The 15,718-nt window shown below is 62.4% G+C and carries 15 protein-coding genes; 6 read left to right on the top strand and 9 right to left on the bottom strand.

The window, feature by feature from the left end; translation table 11 throughout:
* Window positions 1-11: 11 nt before the first annotated feature.
* The 5 genes from cysK (at window position 12) to KI611_RS10485 (ending at window position 5,035) form a co-directional block, all read left to right on the top strand.
* Window positions 12-989, top strand: coding sequence for a cysteine synthase A (gene cysK / locus KI611_RS10465; RefSeq protein WP_226419760.1), 978 nt, complete (start codon window positions 12-14; stop codon window positions 987-989).
* On the top strand, window positions 986-1,951 hold the full coding sequence (gene epsC, locus KI611_RS10470) for a serine O-acetyltransferase EpsC (protein WP_226419761.1): 966 nt from the start codon (window positions 986-988) through the stop codon (window positions 1,949-1,951). The genes cysK and epsC overlap by 4 nt, the downstream gene beginning before the upstream one ends.
* Window positions 1,948-2,175, top strand: a complete 228-nt coding sequence (locus tag KI611_RS10475; RefSeq protein ID WP_226419762.1) for a helix-turn-helix domain-containing protein — start codon at window positions 1,948-1,950, stop codon at window positions 2,173-2,175. Before epsC ends, KI611_RS10475 begins: the two co-directional genes overlap by 4 nt.
* A gap of 108 nt (window positions 2,176-2,283) precedes the next feature.
* Entirely contained in the window at window positions 2,284-3,210 is a 927-nt protein-coding gene (locus tag KI611_RS10480) for a family 2A encapsulin nanocompartment shell protein (protein WP_226419763.1), read from the top strand.
* Window positions 3,185-5,035 (top strand): family 2A encapsulin nanocompartment cargo protein cysteine desulfurase, encoded by a 1,851-nt coding sequence (locus tag KI611_RS10485; RefSeq protein ID WP_226419764.1) that lies wholly within the window; start codon window positions 3,185-3,187, stop codon window positions 5,033-5,035. Before KI611_RS10480 ends, KI611_RS10485 begins: the two co-directional genes overlap by 26 nt.
* A 96-nt stretch (window positions 5,036-5,131) precedes the next feature.
* Here KI611_RS10485 and fdhE read toward each other — a convergent pair whose 3' ends face one another.
* The 9 genes from fdhE to KI611_RS10530 all read right to left on the bottom strand — a co-directional run bounded on the left by fdhE (window position 5,132) and on the right by KI611_RS10530 (window position 15,201).
* Window positions 5,132-6,037 (bottom strand): formate dehydrogenase accessory protein FdhE, encoded by a 906-nt coding sequence (gene fdhE, locus KI611_RS10490; protein WP_226419765.1) that lies wholly within the window; start codon window positions 6,035-6,037, stop codon window positions 5,132-5,134.
* Between the two features lie 29 nt (window positions 6,038-6,066).
* Window positions 6,067-6,960 carry a formate dehydrogenase accessory sulfurtransferase FdhD gene (fdhD, locus tag KI611_RS10495; RefSeq protein ID WP_226419766.1) on the bottom strand — a complete coding sequence of 298 codons (894 nt, stop codon included), beginning with the start codon at window positions 6,958-6,960 and terminating at the stop codon, window positions 6,067-6,069.
* Window positions 6,961-7,028: 68 nt separating this feature from the next.
* The gene (locus KI611_RS10500; RefSeq protein WP_226419767.1) at window positions 7,029-7,649 is read right to left on the bottom strand and encodes a formate dehydrogenase subunit gamma; all 621 of its coding nucleotides are present in this window, start codon (window positions 7,647-7,649) and stop codon (window positions 7,029-7,031) included.
* Window positions 7,646-8,533, bottom strand: a complete 888-nt coding sequence (fdxH, locus tag KI611_RS10505) for a formate dehydrogenase subunit beta (RefSeq protein WP_226419768.1) — start codon at window positions 8,531-8,533, stop codon at window positions 7,646-7,648. Before fdxH ends, KI611_RS10500 begins: the two co-directional genes overlap by 4 nt.
* A gap of 9 nt (window positions 8,534-8,542) precedes the next feature.
* A complete protein-coding gene (fdnG, locus tag KI611_RS10510) occupies window positions 8,543-11,599 on the bottom strand; it encodes a formate dehydrogenase-N subunit alpha (RefSeq protein WP_226419899.1) in 3,057 nt (1,018 codons plus the stop codon).
* A 428-nt stretch (window positions 11,600-12,027) separates the two neighbouring features.
* A complete protein-coding gene (locus tag KI611_RS10515; protein ID WP_226419769.1) occupies window positions 12,028-12,384 on the bottom strand; it encodes an ArsR/SmtB family transcription factor in 357 nt (118 codons plus the stop codon).
* 96 nt (window positions 12,385-12,480) lie between these two features.
* Window positions 12,481-13,002 carry an RBBP9/YdeN family alpha/beta hydrolase gene (locus tag KI611_RS10520; protein ID WP_226419770.1) on the bottom strand — a complete coding sequence of 174 codons (522 nt, stop codon included), beginning with the start codon at window positions 13,000-13,002 and terminating at the stop codon, window positions 12,481-12,483.
* Between the two features lie 2 nt (window positions 13,003-13,004).
* Window positions 13,005-14,351, bottom strand: coding sequence for a phenylacetate--CoA ligase family protein (locus KI611_RS10525; RefSeq protein ID WP_226419771.1), 1,347 nt, complete (start codon window positions 14,349-14,351; stop codon window positions 13,005-13,007).
* A 163-nt stretch (window positions 14,352-14,514) separates the two neighbouring features.
* Window positions 14,515-15,201 (bottom strand): TetR/AcrR family transcriptional regulator, encoded by a 687-nt coding sequence (locus tag KI611_RS10530; protein WP_226419772.1) that lies wholly within the window; start codon window positions 15,199-15,201, stop codon window positions 14,515-14,517.
* Here KI611_RS10530 and KI611_RS10535 point away from each other — a divergent pair.
* A complete protein-coding gene (locus KI611_RS10535; protein ID WP_226419773.1) occupies window positions 15,200-15,700 on the top strand; it encodes an HPP family protein in 501 nt (166 codons plus the stop codon). The two genes, KI611_RS10530 and KI611_RS10535, sit on opposite strands and share 2 nt — an antisense overlap.
* The last annotated feature ends 18 nt before the right edge of the window (window positions 15,701-15,718 follow it).

The raw sequence follows: 15,718 nt of genomic DNA on the forward strand, positions 1-15,718 counted from the left end.
GAGAACAACAGATGTCCAAATGGTTTGCAGATAATTCGCAGTCGATCGGCCGTACCCCGCTGATCAAGCTCAATCGCGTACTCGATGGCGGCAAGGCCACCGTGCTGGCCAAGATCGAAGGCCGCAACCCGGCTTATTCGGTCAAGTGCCGAATCGGTGCCGCCCTCATCAACGACGCCGAAAAGCGGGGCCTGCTCGGGCCGGGCAAGGAACTGGTCGAACCGACCAGCGGCAATACCGGTATCGCACTGGCTTTCGTCGCCGCGGCAAAAGGCATTCCGCTGACGCTGACCATGCCGGAAACGATGAGTATCGAGCGGCGCAAACTGCTCACCGCCTTCGGCGCCAAGCTGGTGCTGACTGAAGGCGCCAAGGGCATGGGTGGTGCCATCGCCAAGGCCGAGGAAATTGCCGCATCCGAGCCGGGCAAGTACGTGCTGCTGCAACAGTTCAAGAACCCGGCCAACCCGGCGATCCATGAACTGACGACCGGTCCGGAAATCTGGGACGACACCGACGGTGCCGTCGATATCCTGGTTTCCGGCGTCGGCACCGGCGGCACGATTACCGGTGTCTCGCGCTTCATCAAGAACACCAAGGGCAAGGCGATCCAGTCGGTGGCCGTTGAACCGACGGCCAGCCCGGTGCTTACCCAGGCGCGGGCCGGCGAGCCGATCAAACCGGGGCCGCACAAGATTCAGGGGATCGGTGCCGGTTTCGTGCCGGCCGTACTCGATCTGTCGCTGGTAGACAGCATCGAGCAGGTGAGCAACGAAGACGCCGTACTCTATGCCCGTCGCCTGGCCAAGGAGGAGGGCATCATCTCCGGCATTTCGAGCGGCGCCGCCGTCGCGGCCGCGGCCCGTCTGGCCCAGCAGCCGGAAAACGCCGGCAAGACCATCGTCGTCATCCTGCCCGACTCCGGTGAGCGTTACCTGAGTTCGGTGTTGTTCGAAGGCCTGTTCAACGAAGCCGGGTTGCCGGCATGAGGCATCCAGTCGCCAACTCGTCCCTCGCCTACGAGCAGGTTGGCGGCTGGGGCGTCAAGGATATCGTCAGCGAGTTGCATGCGGCACGCGATCGCTGGCGGGCGGCGCAGCACCGCAGTCTCGAATTCGCGGTGCGCGAATTCCCGTCGCGCGAGGCATTGAAGGAAATTGCCGAGTCGCTGTGCGGCGTGTTGTTTCCGATGCGGCTCGGGCCGACCGATCTGCATCAGGAAGGCGAAGACTTCTACGTCGGCCATACGCTGGATACGGCGCTCAACGCGCTGTTCCAGCAGGTCGAGCTGGAGCTCGGCTACAACCGGCGGCTGCAGTGCGAGGAGAAAAACGATGTCGAGGCTCAGGCCGCCGAGATCGTCAAGGCCTTTGCCCAGCAGTTACCGGCCTTGCGCGGCCTGCTCGATGCCGATGTCGAGGCGGCCTATCTCGGCGACCCGGCGGCGCGCAGCGTCGATGAGGTGCTGCTGTGCTATCCGGGCATCCTGGCGGTGATCCATTACCGTCTGGCGCATGCCTTGTACGCGCTGGGCGCTCAGCTGGTCGCCCGGATCATTTCGGAAATCGCCCATTCGATCACCGGCATCGATATCCACCCCGGGGCGCAGATCGGCCCCGGTTTCTTCATCGACCACGGGACCGGCGTCGTGATTGGCGAAACCACCATCATCGGCCAGCGTGTGCGGCTCTACCAGGCGGTTACGCTGGGCGCCAAACGCTTCACCCAGGATGAAAGCGGTGCCTTGGAAAAGGGCGCGCCGCGCCATCCCATTCTCGAAGATGAAGTGGTCGTCTATGCCGGGGCAACCATTCTCGGGCGCATCACCATCGGCCGCGGCTCGAGCATCGGCGGCAACGTCTGGCTGACCAAAAGCATTCCGCCGGCCAGCCATGTTTCCCAGGCAACGTTGCAGCACGAGTTGGGCGGCGCCGGCCGGGTGACGCAATGAGCGCCCTGATTCAGGACTTTGGCATTGCCGTCCGGCATTTTCGCGAGACGAACGGCTGGTCGCAGGAATTGCTGGCGGAAAAGGCCGATCTGAATCGCTCATACCTGGGCGAGGTCGAGCGGGGCCGGGTCATCCCGTCCCTGGCCACCGCCGCCAAGCTGGCCGGCGCGCTGGAAATCCCTCTCTCCGGATTGCTCGCCCATTGCGAGCAGCAGGCGGCCTGAACGGCAATTTGATGGCTATAGCATGTTGAAGCCGGGGTGCCGTCTTTCGACAATGCTTATCCAGATTTCTTATAAACATTTTCATTCCTGATCTAAGGAGAGTTCCACATGGCACAACACCCCGAAGCGACCGCCCTGAGCGATGTTGCCGCCCGGCAACTAGCCAATGCGACCAAGACCACCGCCCAGCTGTCCACCATCAGCCCGCGCTGGCTGGTGCATCTGCTGCAATGGCTGCCGGTCGAAGCCGGTATCTACCGCCTGAACACCGTCAAGAACCCGCGTGATGTGCGCGTCGCATGTTCGCAGCGTGACGAGTCGGAACTGCCGCAGACCTACGTCGATTACGACGAAGCGCCGCGCGAGTATTTCCTAAATGCCGTCACCACCATTCTCGACGTGCATACCCGCATTTCCGATCTGTACAGCAGCCCGCACGACCAGATCAAGGAACAGCTCCGCCTGACCATCGAGACCATCAAGGAACGTCAGGAATCCGAACTGATCAACAATCCGGATTACGGCCTGCTGGCCAATATCGCCGACGAGCAGCGCATCTCGACGCTGACCGGCGCGCCGACCCCGGACGACCTCGACGACCTGCTGACCAAGGTCTGGAAGGAACCCGCCTTCTTCCTGGCCCATCCGCTGGCCATCGCCGCCTTCGGCCGCGAATGCACCCGGCGTGGCGTACCGCCGCCGACCGTCTCGCTGTTCGGCGCCCAGTTCCTTACCTGGCGCGGCATTCCGCTGATCCCGTCGGACAAGATCCCGGTCGATGGCGGCAAGACCAGCATCATCTTGCTGCGCGTCGGCGAAAAGCGTCAGGGCGTGGTCGGTCTGTTCCAGCCCGGTCTGGCCGGCGAACAAAGCCCGGGCCTGTCGGTGCGCTTCATGGGCATCAACCGCAACGCCATCGCGTCCTACCTGATTTCACTGTATTGCTCGCTGGCCGTGCTAGTGCCGGATGCGATTGCAGTCCTCGAAGATGTGGAAATCGGCAAGTACCATGACTATCCCGACACCTACAAGTAATGGCGTCGACGGGCTGGGTGGCGGCGCGCCATCCGGACTGCCCGATGAGGCCACGCTTGGCCGGCTCGCATCGGCCTTCTTTCAGGCCTTGCCGGGCGCCGCTTTGCCGTCGTTCGACGAGGTGCCGACTTCGCTCGGCGCCGGCAGTGCGCCAGCCCCGGAACTGAGCCTGGCCCAGTCCGGCCCGAGCATCCTGCCGCAACCGGTGGCGCCGGACGTCGTCGATCCGCTGGGTTCCGGCGGCGCCGAGTTCGGCGTGCCGGAGGCCTATGCCGCCTCGCTACCCAGCGTCACGCCGCCGCAACCGCCAAGCGCCTTCAGCGAGGCCTTGCCGGTTTCGCCGCCCGGTTCGCCGTACTACTTCATCGGCGAAGCCAGCCCGTATGCCCAGTCGGGCGGCGTGCCGGCCAAGCCGGAGAACCGTATCGTCGCGCAGAGCTTCGGCCTGCCGGGGCAGGGCGAATTGCTGGCCTTGCTGGCGGACATCGGCCACGACCGCAAATCGGCTGATATTTCCGGTCAACCGCAGAATCCGGGCAATTTCTATTTCCTGGATGCGGCGCGCGAACCGGAGATCGCGCCGAGTGCGCGGCCGGCTTTCGACGTCAATGCCGTGCGTCGCGATTTCCCGATCCTCAACGAACGCGTCAACGGCAAGCCACTGGTCTGGTTCGACAACGCCGCGACGACGCAGAAGCCGCAATCGGTGATCGACCGTCTGGCCTATTTCTACGCTCACGAGAATTCCAACATTCACCGTGCGGCGCATGAACTGGCGGCGCGGGCCACCGACGCCTACGAGGCGGCGCGGCAGAAGGTGCAGCGTTTCCTCGGCGCCGGCTCGGCCGACGAGATCATCTTCGTGCGCGGTGCGACGGAAGCCATCAACCTGGTCGCCAAGACCTGGGGCGTCCAGAACATCGGCGAAGGCGATGAAATTGTCGTGTCCTTGCTCGAACACCACGCCAATATCGTGCCGTGGCAGCAGCTTGCCCAGCAAACCGGGGCGAAGATCCGCGTCATCCCGGTCGACGACAGCGGCCAGTTGAAGCTCGACGAACTGCAGAAGCTGCTCAACCCGAAGACCAAGCTCGTTTCGGTGACCCAGGTCTCGAACGCGCTGGGCACGGTGACGCCGATCAAGCAGGTGATCGACATGGCCCACGCGGCCGGCGCCAAGGTGCTGGTCGATGGCGCGCAATCGGTGTCCCACCTGCGGGTCAATGTACAGGCGCTCGATGCCGATTTCTTCGTCTTTTCCGGCCACAAAATCTTCGGTCCGACCGGCATCGGCGTGGTCTACGGCAAGAAAGCGCTGCTCGAGCAGATGCCGCCCTGGCAGGGCGGCGGCAACATGATTGCCGACGTCACCTTCGAGAAGACGCTGTTCCAGCCGGCCCCGAACAAATTCGAAGCCGGTACCGGCAACATCGCCGACGCGGTGGGCCTGGGTGCGGCGCTCGATTACGTCGAACGCATCGGCCTCGAGAACATCGCCCGCTACGAGCACGACCTGCTGGTCTATGCGACGCGCGGCCTGTCCTCGATTCCCGGCGTGCGGCTGATCGGCACGGCGGCGGACAAGGCGAGCGTCGCGTCCTTCGTGCTGGCCGGCTACTCAACCGAGGAAGTTGGCCGGGGGCTCAACGAGGAAGGCATCGCGGTGCGCTCCGGCCACCACTGTGCCCAGCCGATCCTGCGGCGTTTCGGCGTCGAGGCCACGGTGCGGCCTTCGCTGGCGTTCTACAACACCTGCGAGGAAATCGACCGGATGTTGGCCGTGGTGCGGCGTCTGGCGCGGGGCAAAGGGAAAATCGCCGCCTGATTCGAGGCGACGCGCAGTAAACAAAGCGGACCCATGATCTGGGTCCGCTTTTTTTTGCGCTGCTTCAGTGCGCCATTCCAGGTTCGGCCCTGCCGCTCAAACCACTTCGCCGTCGCTCAGGAAAAGATTGGGCGTACCCCGGGCGTAGCCCTGTTCACCGACCAGTACGTCCAGCGCCAGCGATGCCAGATCGTCAGCCAGCGGATCGACCTGCATATCCTTGCCCTGGAAAAAGGTCTTGATGTAGCCATGGCAGTGATCGCAAGTTTCTGCCTGAACCGCTTCATTGCCACCAGCGAGACTCAGGTAGTTGACCACGCTGCCGTCGGCGCACAGCGTGCAACGCGCCCGCACGGCATTCCAGCGCGTTGCGCACAGGCTACACTCGAGATAGCGCAAGCCCGACTTGCCGTCGCCGGCCATCACGATGCTGCCGAGCGGCAGGCTGCCGCAGCAGGGGCAGGCATCCTGGTTGGGCAAGGAAGTCAGCTCGGGCAACGCCAGTTGCCGGGCCGCCGCGGTCCACGCCACCTGCAGCGCCGCTGCCACCAGAAAATCGGCGATATCGCGTTCGGCCAACACCGTTTCACCGGCGGCCAGCTGCCGGCAACCGCTGGCCTTCAGTTCCAGCGCTTCGGTGGTGTACTCGGGTAGGACCGGGTGCGGGGCGGCGCGGTTGCCCGCCGCAAAATCGGTTGCGGCAGCTTTCAACTGGTCGTAGATGCCCGGCCATGCGTTTTGCAAGGCAGGGTATTCCGGCGCCAGCAGCGGCTGGACCGGATCGATCGTCGCGACCGGGCGCCGGCCGGGGACGGGGAGGGCATCCAGGGCCTTTTGCTGGGCGGCACAGAGGTCGGCCAGCCAGTTCAGCCAGGGACCGAGGCTGTGCTCGTGGGCCAGATGGCGCAGGCGCATCGCCCGGGCGGCGAACAGGTCGGCCTTGGGCGAGAGCAGGGTGGCTGGGGCGACGGCTGAAGGCAGGGTTTGTTCGGGGAGGGTCATTGAGTTTCGCTAAAGGGTCTGGGGCGGGGTTACATGATGGACTGGTTGCCGGCATTTTCCGTGGCATCGAAGCCGAGCCGCTCGGTGCAACTGTAGGCCACCAGCTGGTTGGCGCGGGCGAAACCGATAAGCAGGATGCCGGCTGCCTCGGCCTGACGAATCGCCAGGGCCGTTGGGGCGGAGACGGCAACCAGTGTCGAGATGCCGGCGCTGGCTGCCTTTTGCACCATTTCGTAGGAAGCCCGGCTGGTCACCAGCGCGAAACCGTCGTGGGCCGGTTCGCCCTGGCCGGCCAGCGCACCGACCAGTTTGTCGAGGGCATTGTGGCGGCCGACATCTTCACGCAGGCAACGGATGTTGCCCTGCCGGTCGACCCAGGCGGCACCATGCGCCGAACCGGTTTGCTGGCGCAGCGTCTGCCAGTGGGGCAGCTGGCGCAGGCCTTCGCCGATGGCCTCGACCGAAAGCCTCCACGTCGGTGAGGCAAGCGGGCTGGCCGGCATCCGCGTTACGCCGGCCAGGCTGTCGACGCCGCACAGGCCGCAGCCGGTTCGTCCGGCCAGACTGCGCCGCCGCTCCTTGAGCGCCATGAAGCGGGCCGGCGCAATATCCATTTCAATGGAAATGCCGTCGCAGCCGTTGCGCAGTTCCAGGTCGTAAAGTTCGCGGCGATGCGCCAGGATGCCTTCGCTGAGGCTGAAACCGAGGGCGAAGTCCTCCAGGTCGGTCGGAGAGGCCAGCATGACGGCGTGGGAAATACCGTTGTAAACCAGGGCAATCGGCACTTCCTCGATGATTTCATCTTCGGCCGTGCTGGAGCATCCGCGCTGGACACGAAGTACATTGCGAACCGAACTGGGCGGCGGCAGGACAACGTCGTCATAGGACGGGACGTTCTGATAGTCATGCGTCGAGCTAGTCATGGTCTGATTCCAGAATGATCGTTAGAAAGGAGCCGCCGCGATGCCTTGCGGCGCACCCCATTACAGCCCTACTTGCCGGTCACCTGACGGTACCAGCCACGGTGATGCTGCTTGGCCCAGCCACGAGTCACCGTGCCGTACCACATGGCGCGGATGGTGCCCTTGACCCAGATGGCGGCATAGACGTGCACCATGATCAGGCCGATCATCACCGCTGCCGCGGCGGCATGGACCACGGCGCCGATCCGGACGAGCGTGATGTCGAAGCCGAACCAGGCGCGCCAGATGAAAATGCCCGATACCGTCATCAGCAGCATGCACACGGCGAGCGCCCAGAACATCACCTTCTGGCCGCCGTTGTACTTGCCCTGTTCCGGCATGTTGTGGTCGTCGCCGTCCACCATCTGCTTCGCCTTCGCCAACCATTCCTTGTCCGCCGGCGTCATCTTGTTCAGATGCTTGAAGCGGAAAAAGATGATCAGGAAGGCGATCGCCATCAACGCCCCGATGTAGGGGTGGATGATGCGGGCCCAGACCGGGCCGCCGAACAGCTGGGTGAGCGGGAAGAAAGCCGGATGGAAGAAGGCCAGACCGGAGAGCGCGAGCAGGATGAAGCTGATGCCGACGATCCAGTGATTGGCCCGTTCCGAGGCCTCGTAACGTTTCAGGTCTTTCGGGTCGCGGATCATTTTGCATCCTCCTTCTCGATTTCATCCTCGATCTCTTTCGAGACCTCGTTCGGACCCTTGGTCACGTAATGGAACAGGCTGCCCAGCGCGACACCGGCCAGGGCCAGCGTCGCCAACGGCTTGGCAAAGCCCTTCCACAGGCCGACCAGCGGGCTGATGTGCGGATCCCTCGGCAGGCCGGCGTACAGCTCGGGCTTGTCGGCATGGTGCAGCACGTACATCACGTGCGTGCCGCCGACGCCTGGCGGATCATAGAGTCCGGCGTTGGCATAGCCGCGTTTCTGAAGGTTGGCGACGCGCGTCGCGGCGACGTCCTTCATGTCTTCCTTGCTGCCGAAGCTGATCGCTCCGGTCGGGCAGGTCTTGACGCAGGAAGGTTCCTGGCCGACGGCGACGCGGTCGGAACACAACGAGCACTTGTAGGCCTTGCCGTCGTCCTTCGAGATGCGCGGCACGTTGAACGGGCAGCCGGTGACGCAGTAGCCGCAGCCGATGCAGTTTTCCTGATGGAAATCGACGATGCCATTCTTGTACTGAATGATGGCGCCGGGCGATGGGCAGGATTTCAGGCAGCCCGGGTCGGCGCAGTGCATGCAGCCGTCCTTGCGGATCAGCCATTCCAGCTTGCCGTTTTCTTCGGTTTCGCTGAAGCGCATCACCGTCCACGCCTTGGCGTCGAGGTCGGTCGGGTTGTCGTAAACCCCGATGTTGCTGCCGACGTCGGCACGGATATCGTTCCATTCGGAACAGGACACCTGGCAAGCCTTGCAGCCGATGCAGGTGGTGACGTCGATCAGTTTGGCCACTTCGACGGTGGTGCGCACCTGCGTACTAGGTGTCGTCGTCGCCGAGCGGCGCTGGATGTCGAGCGATTGCAGAGCCATGATTTCTCCTTATACCTTCTCGATGTTGACCAGGAAGGCCTTGAATTCCGGGCACTGCGTATTGCACTCGCCCACGGCCGGCGTCAGGACATTGGTCAGGAAACCTTTCTTCGCGACGCTCTCCCATCCCCAGTGCACCGGAATGCCGATGTGGTGCACCGTCTGCTGGTTGACCGTCAGCGCCTTGATGCGCTTGGTCACCACTGCCTTGGCCTTGATGAAGCCACGCTTGGAGCTGACCTTGACCATGTCGCCTTGCTGGATGCCTTTTTCCTTGGCCAGACCTTCGTTGATTTCGACGAATTGCTCGGGCTGGGCAATGGCGTTCAGGCGCACCTGCTTGGTCCAGAACTGGAAGTGCTCGGTCAGGCGGTAAGTGGTGCCGACATAGGGGAATTCCTTGTGGGTGCCAAGGCGTTCCTTGTCGCCCTTGAAAATGCGCACGGCCGGGCTGGTAATCTGGTTCGGATGCAGCGGATTGGTCCCGAGCGGCGACTCCATCGGTTCGTAATGTTCCGGGAAAGGGCCATCGGTCATCTTGTCGACCGAGAAAAGCCGTCCCAAGCCTTCCGGTGTCATGATGAAAGGGTCCATGCCACTGTCCGGTGCCGCGTCGGCCTTGAAGTCGGGCACGTCGGATCCGCCCCAGCGCTCGCCATTCCAGCCGATCAGCTTGCGTTTTGGATCCCAGGGCTTGCCGGACGGGTCGCAGGATGCCCGGTTATAGAGGATGCGGCGGTTGGCCGGCCAAGCAAAAGCCCAGTTCGGCGTATTGCCCAGTCCGCTATCCGTATTGTCGCGGCGCGCCATCATGTTGCCGGCCTGAGTCCAGCTGCCGGCATAGATCCAGGTGGCGCACAGCGTGCTGCCGTCGTCCCGCAAGACCGCGAAGTTGGGTAGCTGCTCGCCTTTTTTGACCAGTACCTTGGTCGGGTCCTTCGGGTCGAGCAGATCAGCCAGGGCGCGGCCGTTCATTTCCTTCGCCAGTTCGGTCGGATCGGGCGACAACGGATCCTTGTACGGCCAGGAAAGATTGAGGATCGGTTCGGCAACGTTGCCGCCGTCCTTTTGATACATGTCGCGCAACGTAATGAACAACTCGGCGAGAATTTCCGGGTCGGCCTTAGCTTCGCCCGGCGCTTCCGCACCCTTGAAGTGCCACTGCATCCAGCGCGCCGAACTGACCGTCGAGCCGTCCTCCTCGGCGAAACAGGTCGAAGGCAGCCGGAAAACTTCGGTCTGGATCTTCGATGAATCAACGTTGTTCGACTCGCCGTGGTTTTGCCAGAAGCTCGCCGTTTCGGTTGCAATGGGATCGATCACCACCAGGTACTTCAGTTTGGAGAAAGCCTCGATGACCCGGTTGGCGTCCGGAAACGAACCGATGGGATTGAAACCCTGAACGATCAGGCCGTTCATTTTTCCCTGCTGCATCTGCTCGGTCACGTACAGCGTGTCGTAAAGCTTGTCCCACTTGGGTAGCCAGTCGTAACCCCAGTTGTTCTCCTTGGTCGCCTTGTCGCCCCAGAACCATTTCAGCAGGCTGACGAAGAATTTCGGTGTGTTCGACCAGAAATTCAGTTGATTTTCGCGCAGGGCCTTGGGCGTAACCTTGGTGACGTAGTCGTTAAAGGTCGGATGGTTGGTTTCGTTCGGCAGGGGAATGTAACCGGGCAAGGCAGTGGACAGCAGGCCAAGGTCCGAGAGTCCCTGAACGTTGGCGTGGCCGCGCAAGGCGTTGACGCCGCCGCCCGGCATGCCGATGTTGCCCAGCAGCAGCTGAATCATGGCCATGGTGCGGATGTTTTGGGCGCCGACCGTATGTTCCGTCCAGCCCAGCGCATAGAGCACAGTCCCGACCTTGTTGGGGGCCGAAGTCTCGCCGAGCAGTTCGCAAACCTTGAGGAAGCCTTCTTTCGGGCTGCCCGTCAGATTGGTCACCACATCCGGCGTGTAGCGGGCATAGTGCGCCTTCAGCAGGTTCCAGACGCAGCGCGGGTGCTCCAGCGTCGGGTCGGTCTTGATGTTGCCCTTGGCATCCAGTTCGTAGTTCCAGCTCGTCCGGTCGTAACGCCCTTTTTCCTTGTCGAAGCCGGAAAAAAGTCCGTCTTCAAAGCCGTAACCTTCGCCGATGATGGCGCTGGCGTTGGTGTAGGCCTTGACGTATTCCCATTGAATCTTGTCGTTGGCGATCAGCCAGTTGATCACGCCGCCGAGGAAAGCAATATCGGACCCGGAGCGGATCGGCACGTAATGGTCGGCGACGGCTGCCGTGCGATTGAAGCGCGGATCGACGACGGCCAGCTTGGCACCGCGCTGTTTCATCGCCTCGATGGTCCAGCGGAAACCCACCGGATGGGCTTCGGCGGCATTGCCGCCCATCACCAGAACAAAATCGGCGTTCCTGATATCGACCCAGCTGTTGGTCATCGCCCCGCGGCCAAATGACGAAGCCAGCGCGGTTACCGTTGGGGCGTGACAGATGCGGGCCTGGGTGTCGGTGGCGACGATGCCCAGCGAGCGAATGATCTTCTGGGTCAGGATGCCGGTCTCGTTCGATGCGGCGGAGCAGGTCAACATGCCGGTGGTTGGCCAGCGGTTAACCGGCACGCCATCGGCATTTTTGGCGACGATGTTGGCGTCGCGGTCGGCCTTCATGTGTTTGGCGATACGCTGGATGGCCTCGTGCCAGTCGATGCGCTTCCATTCGGTGCTGCCGGCTTCGCGGACTTCCGGGAATTTCAGGCGATTCGGGCTGTGGATGAAGTCGAGCAGGCCGGAGCCCTTGGGGCAGAGCGCGCCGCGGCTGACCGGATGATCGGGGTCGCCCTCGATATGGATGATCTCCGCTTTGGCGTTCTTGCTGCCGGAACCGAGGCTGTACATCAGCAGGCCGCAGCCGACCGAGCAGTAGGTGCAGATGTTGCGGATTTCCCGGGCGCGGGCCAGTTTGTATTGGCGTACTTCAGCCTGTGCTGCGGTTGGCGCAATGCCCATTACCGCAAGGCTGGAGGTTCCTAATCCCGCTGCCGAGATTTTGAAGAACTGCCGCCGGCTGATCTTCACCCCTGATGCGGGGTTTTCCTTGCTTTCCATGAAAGTCTCCAGATTGATCTTCGAGAACGGAACTTTTTATGGCCGCCGCGATCAATGTCAGGAGCACTTGGGGCGCTGATCATCAATCCGGCCTTCATTACCTTCTGAAAATCGGTGGGGCCGATCGACAGAGGCAGTTCCGGCTTTGATAACCAATTAAAATGCGCCACTTTTAGGGAAGCTTGCTTAATAGGACCTATCAAAGCACGCAGGAATAAGCACGAATTGCACCAGGTTTGCTTTGGCGATGAATCAAGCAGTTAATGACGGGGGCCGTTATCGACTGCGACAAAGTGACCGTCGGCGGGACACTTTGTCCCGGTCGCTTGCCTATCTTGGGTTGCGCAACGCTTTCCCATCGCCCCTTGAATGGCCGACAGTCGGCTCAGGGGTCGGCATCAGGCGCAATAAATGCCCTGCAGCATGCCGATGATTTCGCCCAGGCGCTGGTCGCCGATCGAGTAATAGACGCGGTTGGCCTCCTTGCGCGAGGTCAGCAGGTGCTGGTCGTGCAGCAGGGACAGATGTTGGGAGACATTAGGCTGGGTTGTGCCGATGGCCTGGCAAATCTCGTTAACCGTAAGTTCCCGATCGCCGAGCAGGCAGACCATCGCCAGACGCAGCGGGTGGGCAACGGCCTTGATCCGACTGGCGATCAGCTCGATTTCCTTGTCGCTCCAGTGTTCGACCATGCTTTTCCATTCAGGCGAGGCGACGGCTACGGGCGAAGCCGAAAGGGGAACTGATTTGTCCATCGCAAGCATTCCTGACGAAAAGATCGATGCGCGCAGTCTAGGCATCTGTTTAAAAAGCAAAAAGACCGAATTGCTCGATACTTATCGCTATTCGATCTATAGGCCTTTGCTTGCCCGAAGCTGTTCGAACAGCCGAAATCCTTCCGGCCAGGGGCCATGCCCGGAGTCGACATTGATATGGCCGGCCTGCCCGATGTTCAGATAGCCGCTGCCCCACAGTCCGGCCCAGTATTCCGCGGCGCTGGCCTTGACCCACGGGTCGTTGCTGCTGGCGACGACGAGGCTGGGGAATTGCAGTTTTTCTTCAAGGAGCGCAGTCGGCTCGCCGAAGCGCTGCGGATCAGCCGGGGCGACCAGCAGCGCGCCGAGAATCTGCCCGGGCCGGACGAAGCCGGCCGTCACGCTGGCCAGGCAGCCGAAGCTGTGGGCGACGATCCAGACCGCTTCGTCGATGGCGTCGATTTCCTGACGCACGCGGGCGGCCCAGTCGGACAGGCAGGTGGTTTCCCAGTCCGCCTGTTCGACGCGATGGGTATCGGGCAATTGCGTCTCGAACCAGCTTTGCCAGTGGGTCGGGCCGCTGTTGCGCAAGCCTGGGACGATCAGCGTTTTGGCCATGCTTAGCTCCACACGTGCTGGCGTCTATCCTCGACCCGCTTGGCCTTGTGCGTGGCGCGGGGCAGGGTGTCGGGCGGCAGGATGACGATTTGTGCCGTGACGCCGGTAATCGACTTGAGATGGCCGGCAAAACGGGCGGCCAGTTCGGCATCGCGCGCGGTGTCGGTGGCGGCCCGTTCGATTTCCACGGTCAGCCGGTCGAGATGGTTTTCGCGCTCGATGATCAGCCGGTATTCGCCGGTCAGGTCATGGTCCTTGCGGGCGATCGCTTCGACATCGCTGGGGAAGATATTGACGCCCTTGATGATCAGCATATCGTCGAGCCGGCCATGCGTACCGAGCATGCGCTGCGAGGTCCGGCCGCAGCCGCACGGCTCGCTGGTGAACGAGACGATGTCGCCGGTGCGGAAGCGGATCATCGGTCGGGCGCTCTTCTTCAGCGTGGTCAGCACCAATTCGCCGCGCTCGCCTTCGGCGACCGGTTCCCGGGTCTCCGGGTCGAGGACTTCGACCAGGATATGGTCTTCCGCCCAGTGCAGACCGTGCTGCTCTTCGCACATGCCGGCGCAGGAGCCGAAGATGTCCGACAGGCCGTAGTAATCGTAGACCTTGGCGCCCCATAGCGCCTCGATGCGCTGGCGGGTTTCGGGGATCGAGCCGCCCGGTTCGCCAGCGACGAAAATGCGTTTGATGGCGAGATCCTTTTTCGGATCGATGTTTTCCTTGATCGCCGTTTCGCCGAGATACCAGGCATAGGACGGCGTCGTCCAGATGGCGGTGGCCTGAAACTGTTGAGCGATGGCCAGCAGGCGCTCGGAGGGCACGGTACCGGCGTGGATGGACAGCGCGCCGAGCTTCTGGGCGCCGAGCACGCAGGGGCCGCCGACGAACAGCGAGAAATTCAGCGAATGGCAGTAGCGGTCGTCCGGACGCAGACCGGAAGACCAGAACTGGCGGGCCTCGTAGTCCATCCAGTCGTCGAAATCCTGGGCGGTGAACGGCGAGGCGGTCGGCACGCCGGTCGAGCCGCTGGAGGCCGAGATGTAGACGATGTCGCGCTCGGGCACGGCGACCAGATCGCCGAACGGCGGCAAGGCTTCCTGGCGCTCGCGCAGTACCTTCTTTTCGATGAAGGGAAAGCGGCGAATGTCGGCCAGCGATTTGACCTGATCGGGATGCACCCCGGCCGCGTCGAAACTGGCCTTGTAGTAGGGCGAGTTGGCGTAGGCGTGGTGCAGGTGCTTCTTCAGCAGATCGAGCTTGAGCGCATCCCAGTCGGCCCGCGACTGGGTTTCAAGCTTTTCGTCCCAATAAGGGCGGTCGACCGTGGTGGTTTGGGTAGTTGCCATGAAATGCTGTCCTTCGGTTGTTTTCAGCAATTTTCACGGCAGCGGCGACGGCGGGGAACGACGTTATTGTTATGTGCTTATAGGATTTGCCGGTGATTGGATCCGATGTTCTGGCTGAGCGATTTGCTTCGCGCCATTCAACCGCTCGCACAGGAGCTTTCAATCAAGGCGGAAGTTGGCATTCGCTTGGCGAGGCTGTTCTTGCCGTCTCAATCAGCTGCGTAAAAACCTGGCGAGTCGAAGAAATCAGCAGGGGAGAGTGCCCCATGACCTGCATGACGACGATCAACCCTTCACCGATTACAAAAAGTTGTCCGGCCAGCGATCCGGCATCGGCCAGCTCCGCTTCCTCGCAAATTCGCCCGAGATAAGACAGAACGCGTTCCTTGTGGGCGATGGCGGCGAGGTGCGGGGGATCGGTGGGGGCCGAATATTCGGCCGCGGCATTGATGAACATGCATCCGTGAAAGTCGGCTTCCTTTCCCCACGATTCAAGAAAATCGAGATAGGCCATCGGTCGCTGCGGCCGTGGCGCAGCGTCCACAAACGCCTGCAGGCGTTCCATGAATTGCTCGTCGCGCAGTTGCAGCACACCGTCGATCAGGCATTCCTTGCTCGGAAAGTGGCGGTACAGCGTGCGTTTGGTGACGCCGGCCTTGCTGCTCAGCTGGTCGACGCCCGAAGCATGAAAGCCGTTCTGATAAAACTCGGCCAATGCGGCATTGAGGATTTTCTCGGCAGTGTCCATCTCGTCATTTCTCCTGAAAACGCAACAAGTATACCGATCTGTTGACAAACAAGGATACCGATCAGTATCCTTGCCTGCGTTTTCATTCAAGGAGTCATTCATGCTTCCCCGTCTTCCGCTCTCGTCGGGGGCGCCACCGGCGCCGCCGTTACGCTTCACGTCGATTTCGCTGCTCGGCGCTTTTCTTGCCATCGCGCTTACCGCCTGGCTTTCCCAGGTGTCAGGTGCGGCGTGGCTGATGGCGCCCTTCGGTGCCAGTTGCGTTCTGGCCTTCGGTCTGCCGGATTCGCCGCTCGCCCAGCCGCGCAGCATCATCGGCGGCCACCTGGTCACCACCCTGGTCGGTCTTGTCGTCCTGCAATTTATCGGCGATTTCTGGTGGTCCGAGGCCTTGGCTGTCGGGCTGGCGCTGGCCGTCATGCAGCAGACCCGGACGGTTCACGCGCCGGCGGGGGCCAATCCGCTACTGGTGATGGCGACGCATCCCGGCTTCGGCTTCCTGCTGACGCCGGTTCTTGCAGGTGCGCTGGTGATTGTCGGCGTCGCCTATGGCATGAACAATCTCCGTGACCGCGGCAGCTATCCGCGCTACTGGATTTAGGCGCCCGAGCGCTGTGCA

Source organism: Dechloromonas denitrificans (assembly GCF_020510685.1).
Taxonomy (GTDB): Bacteria; Pseudomonadota; Gammaproteobacteria; order Burkholderiales; family Rhodocyclaceae; genus Azonexus; species Azonexus denitrificans_A.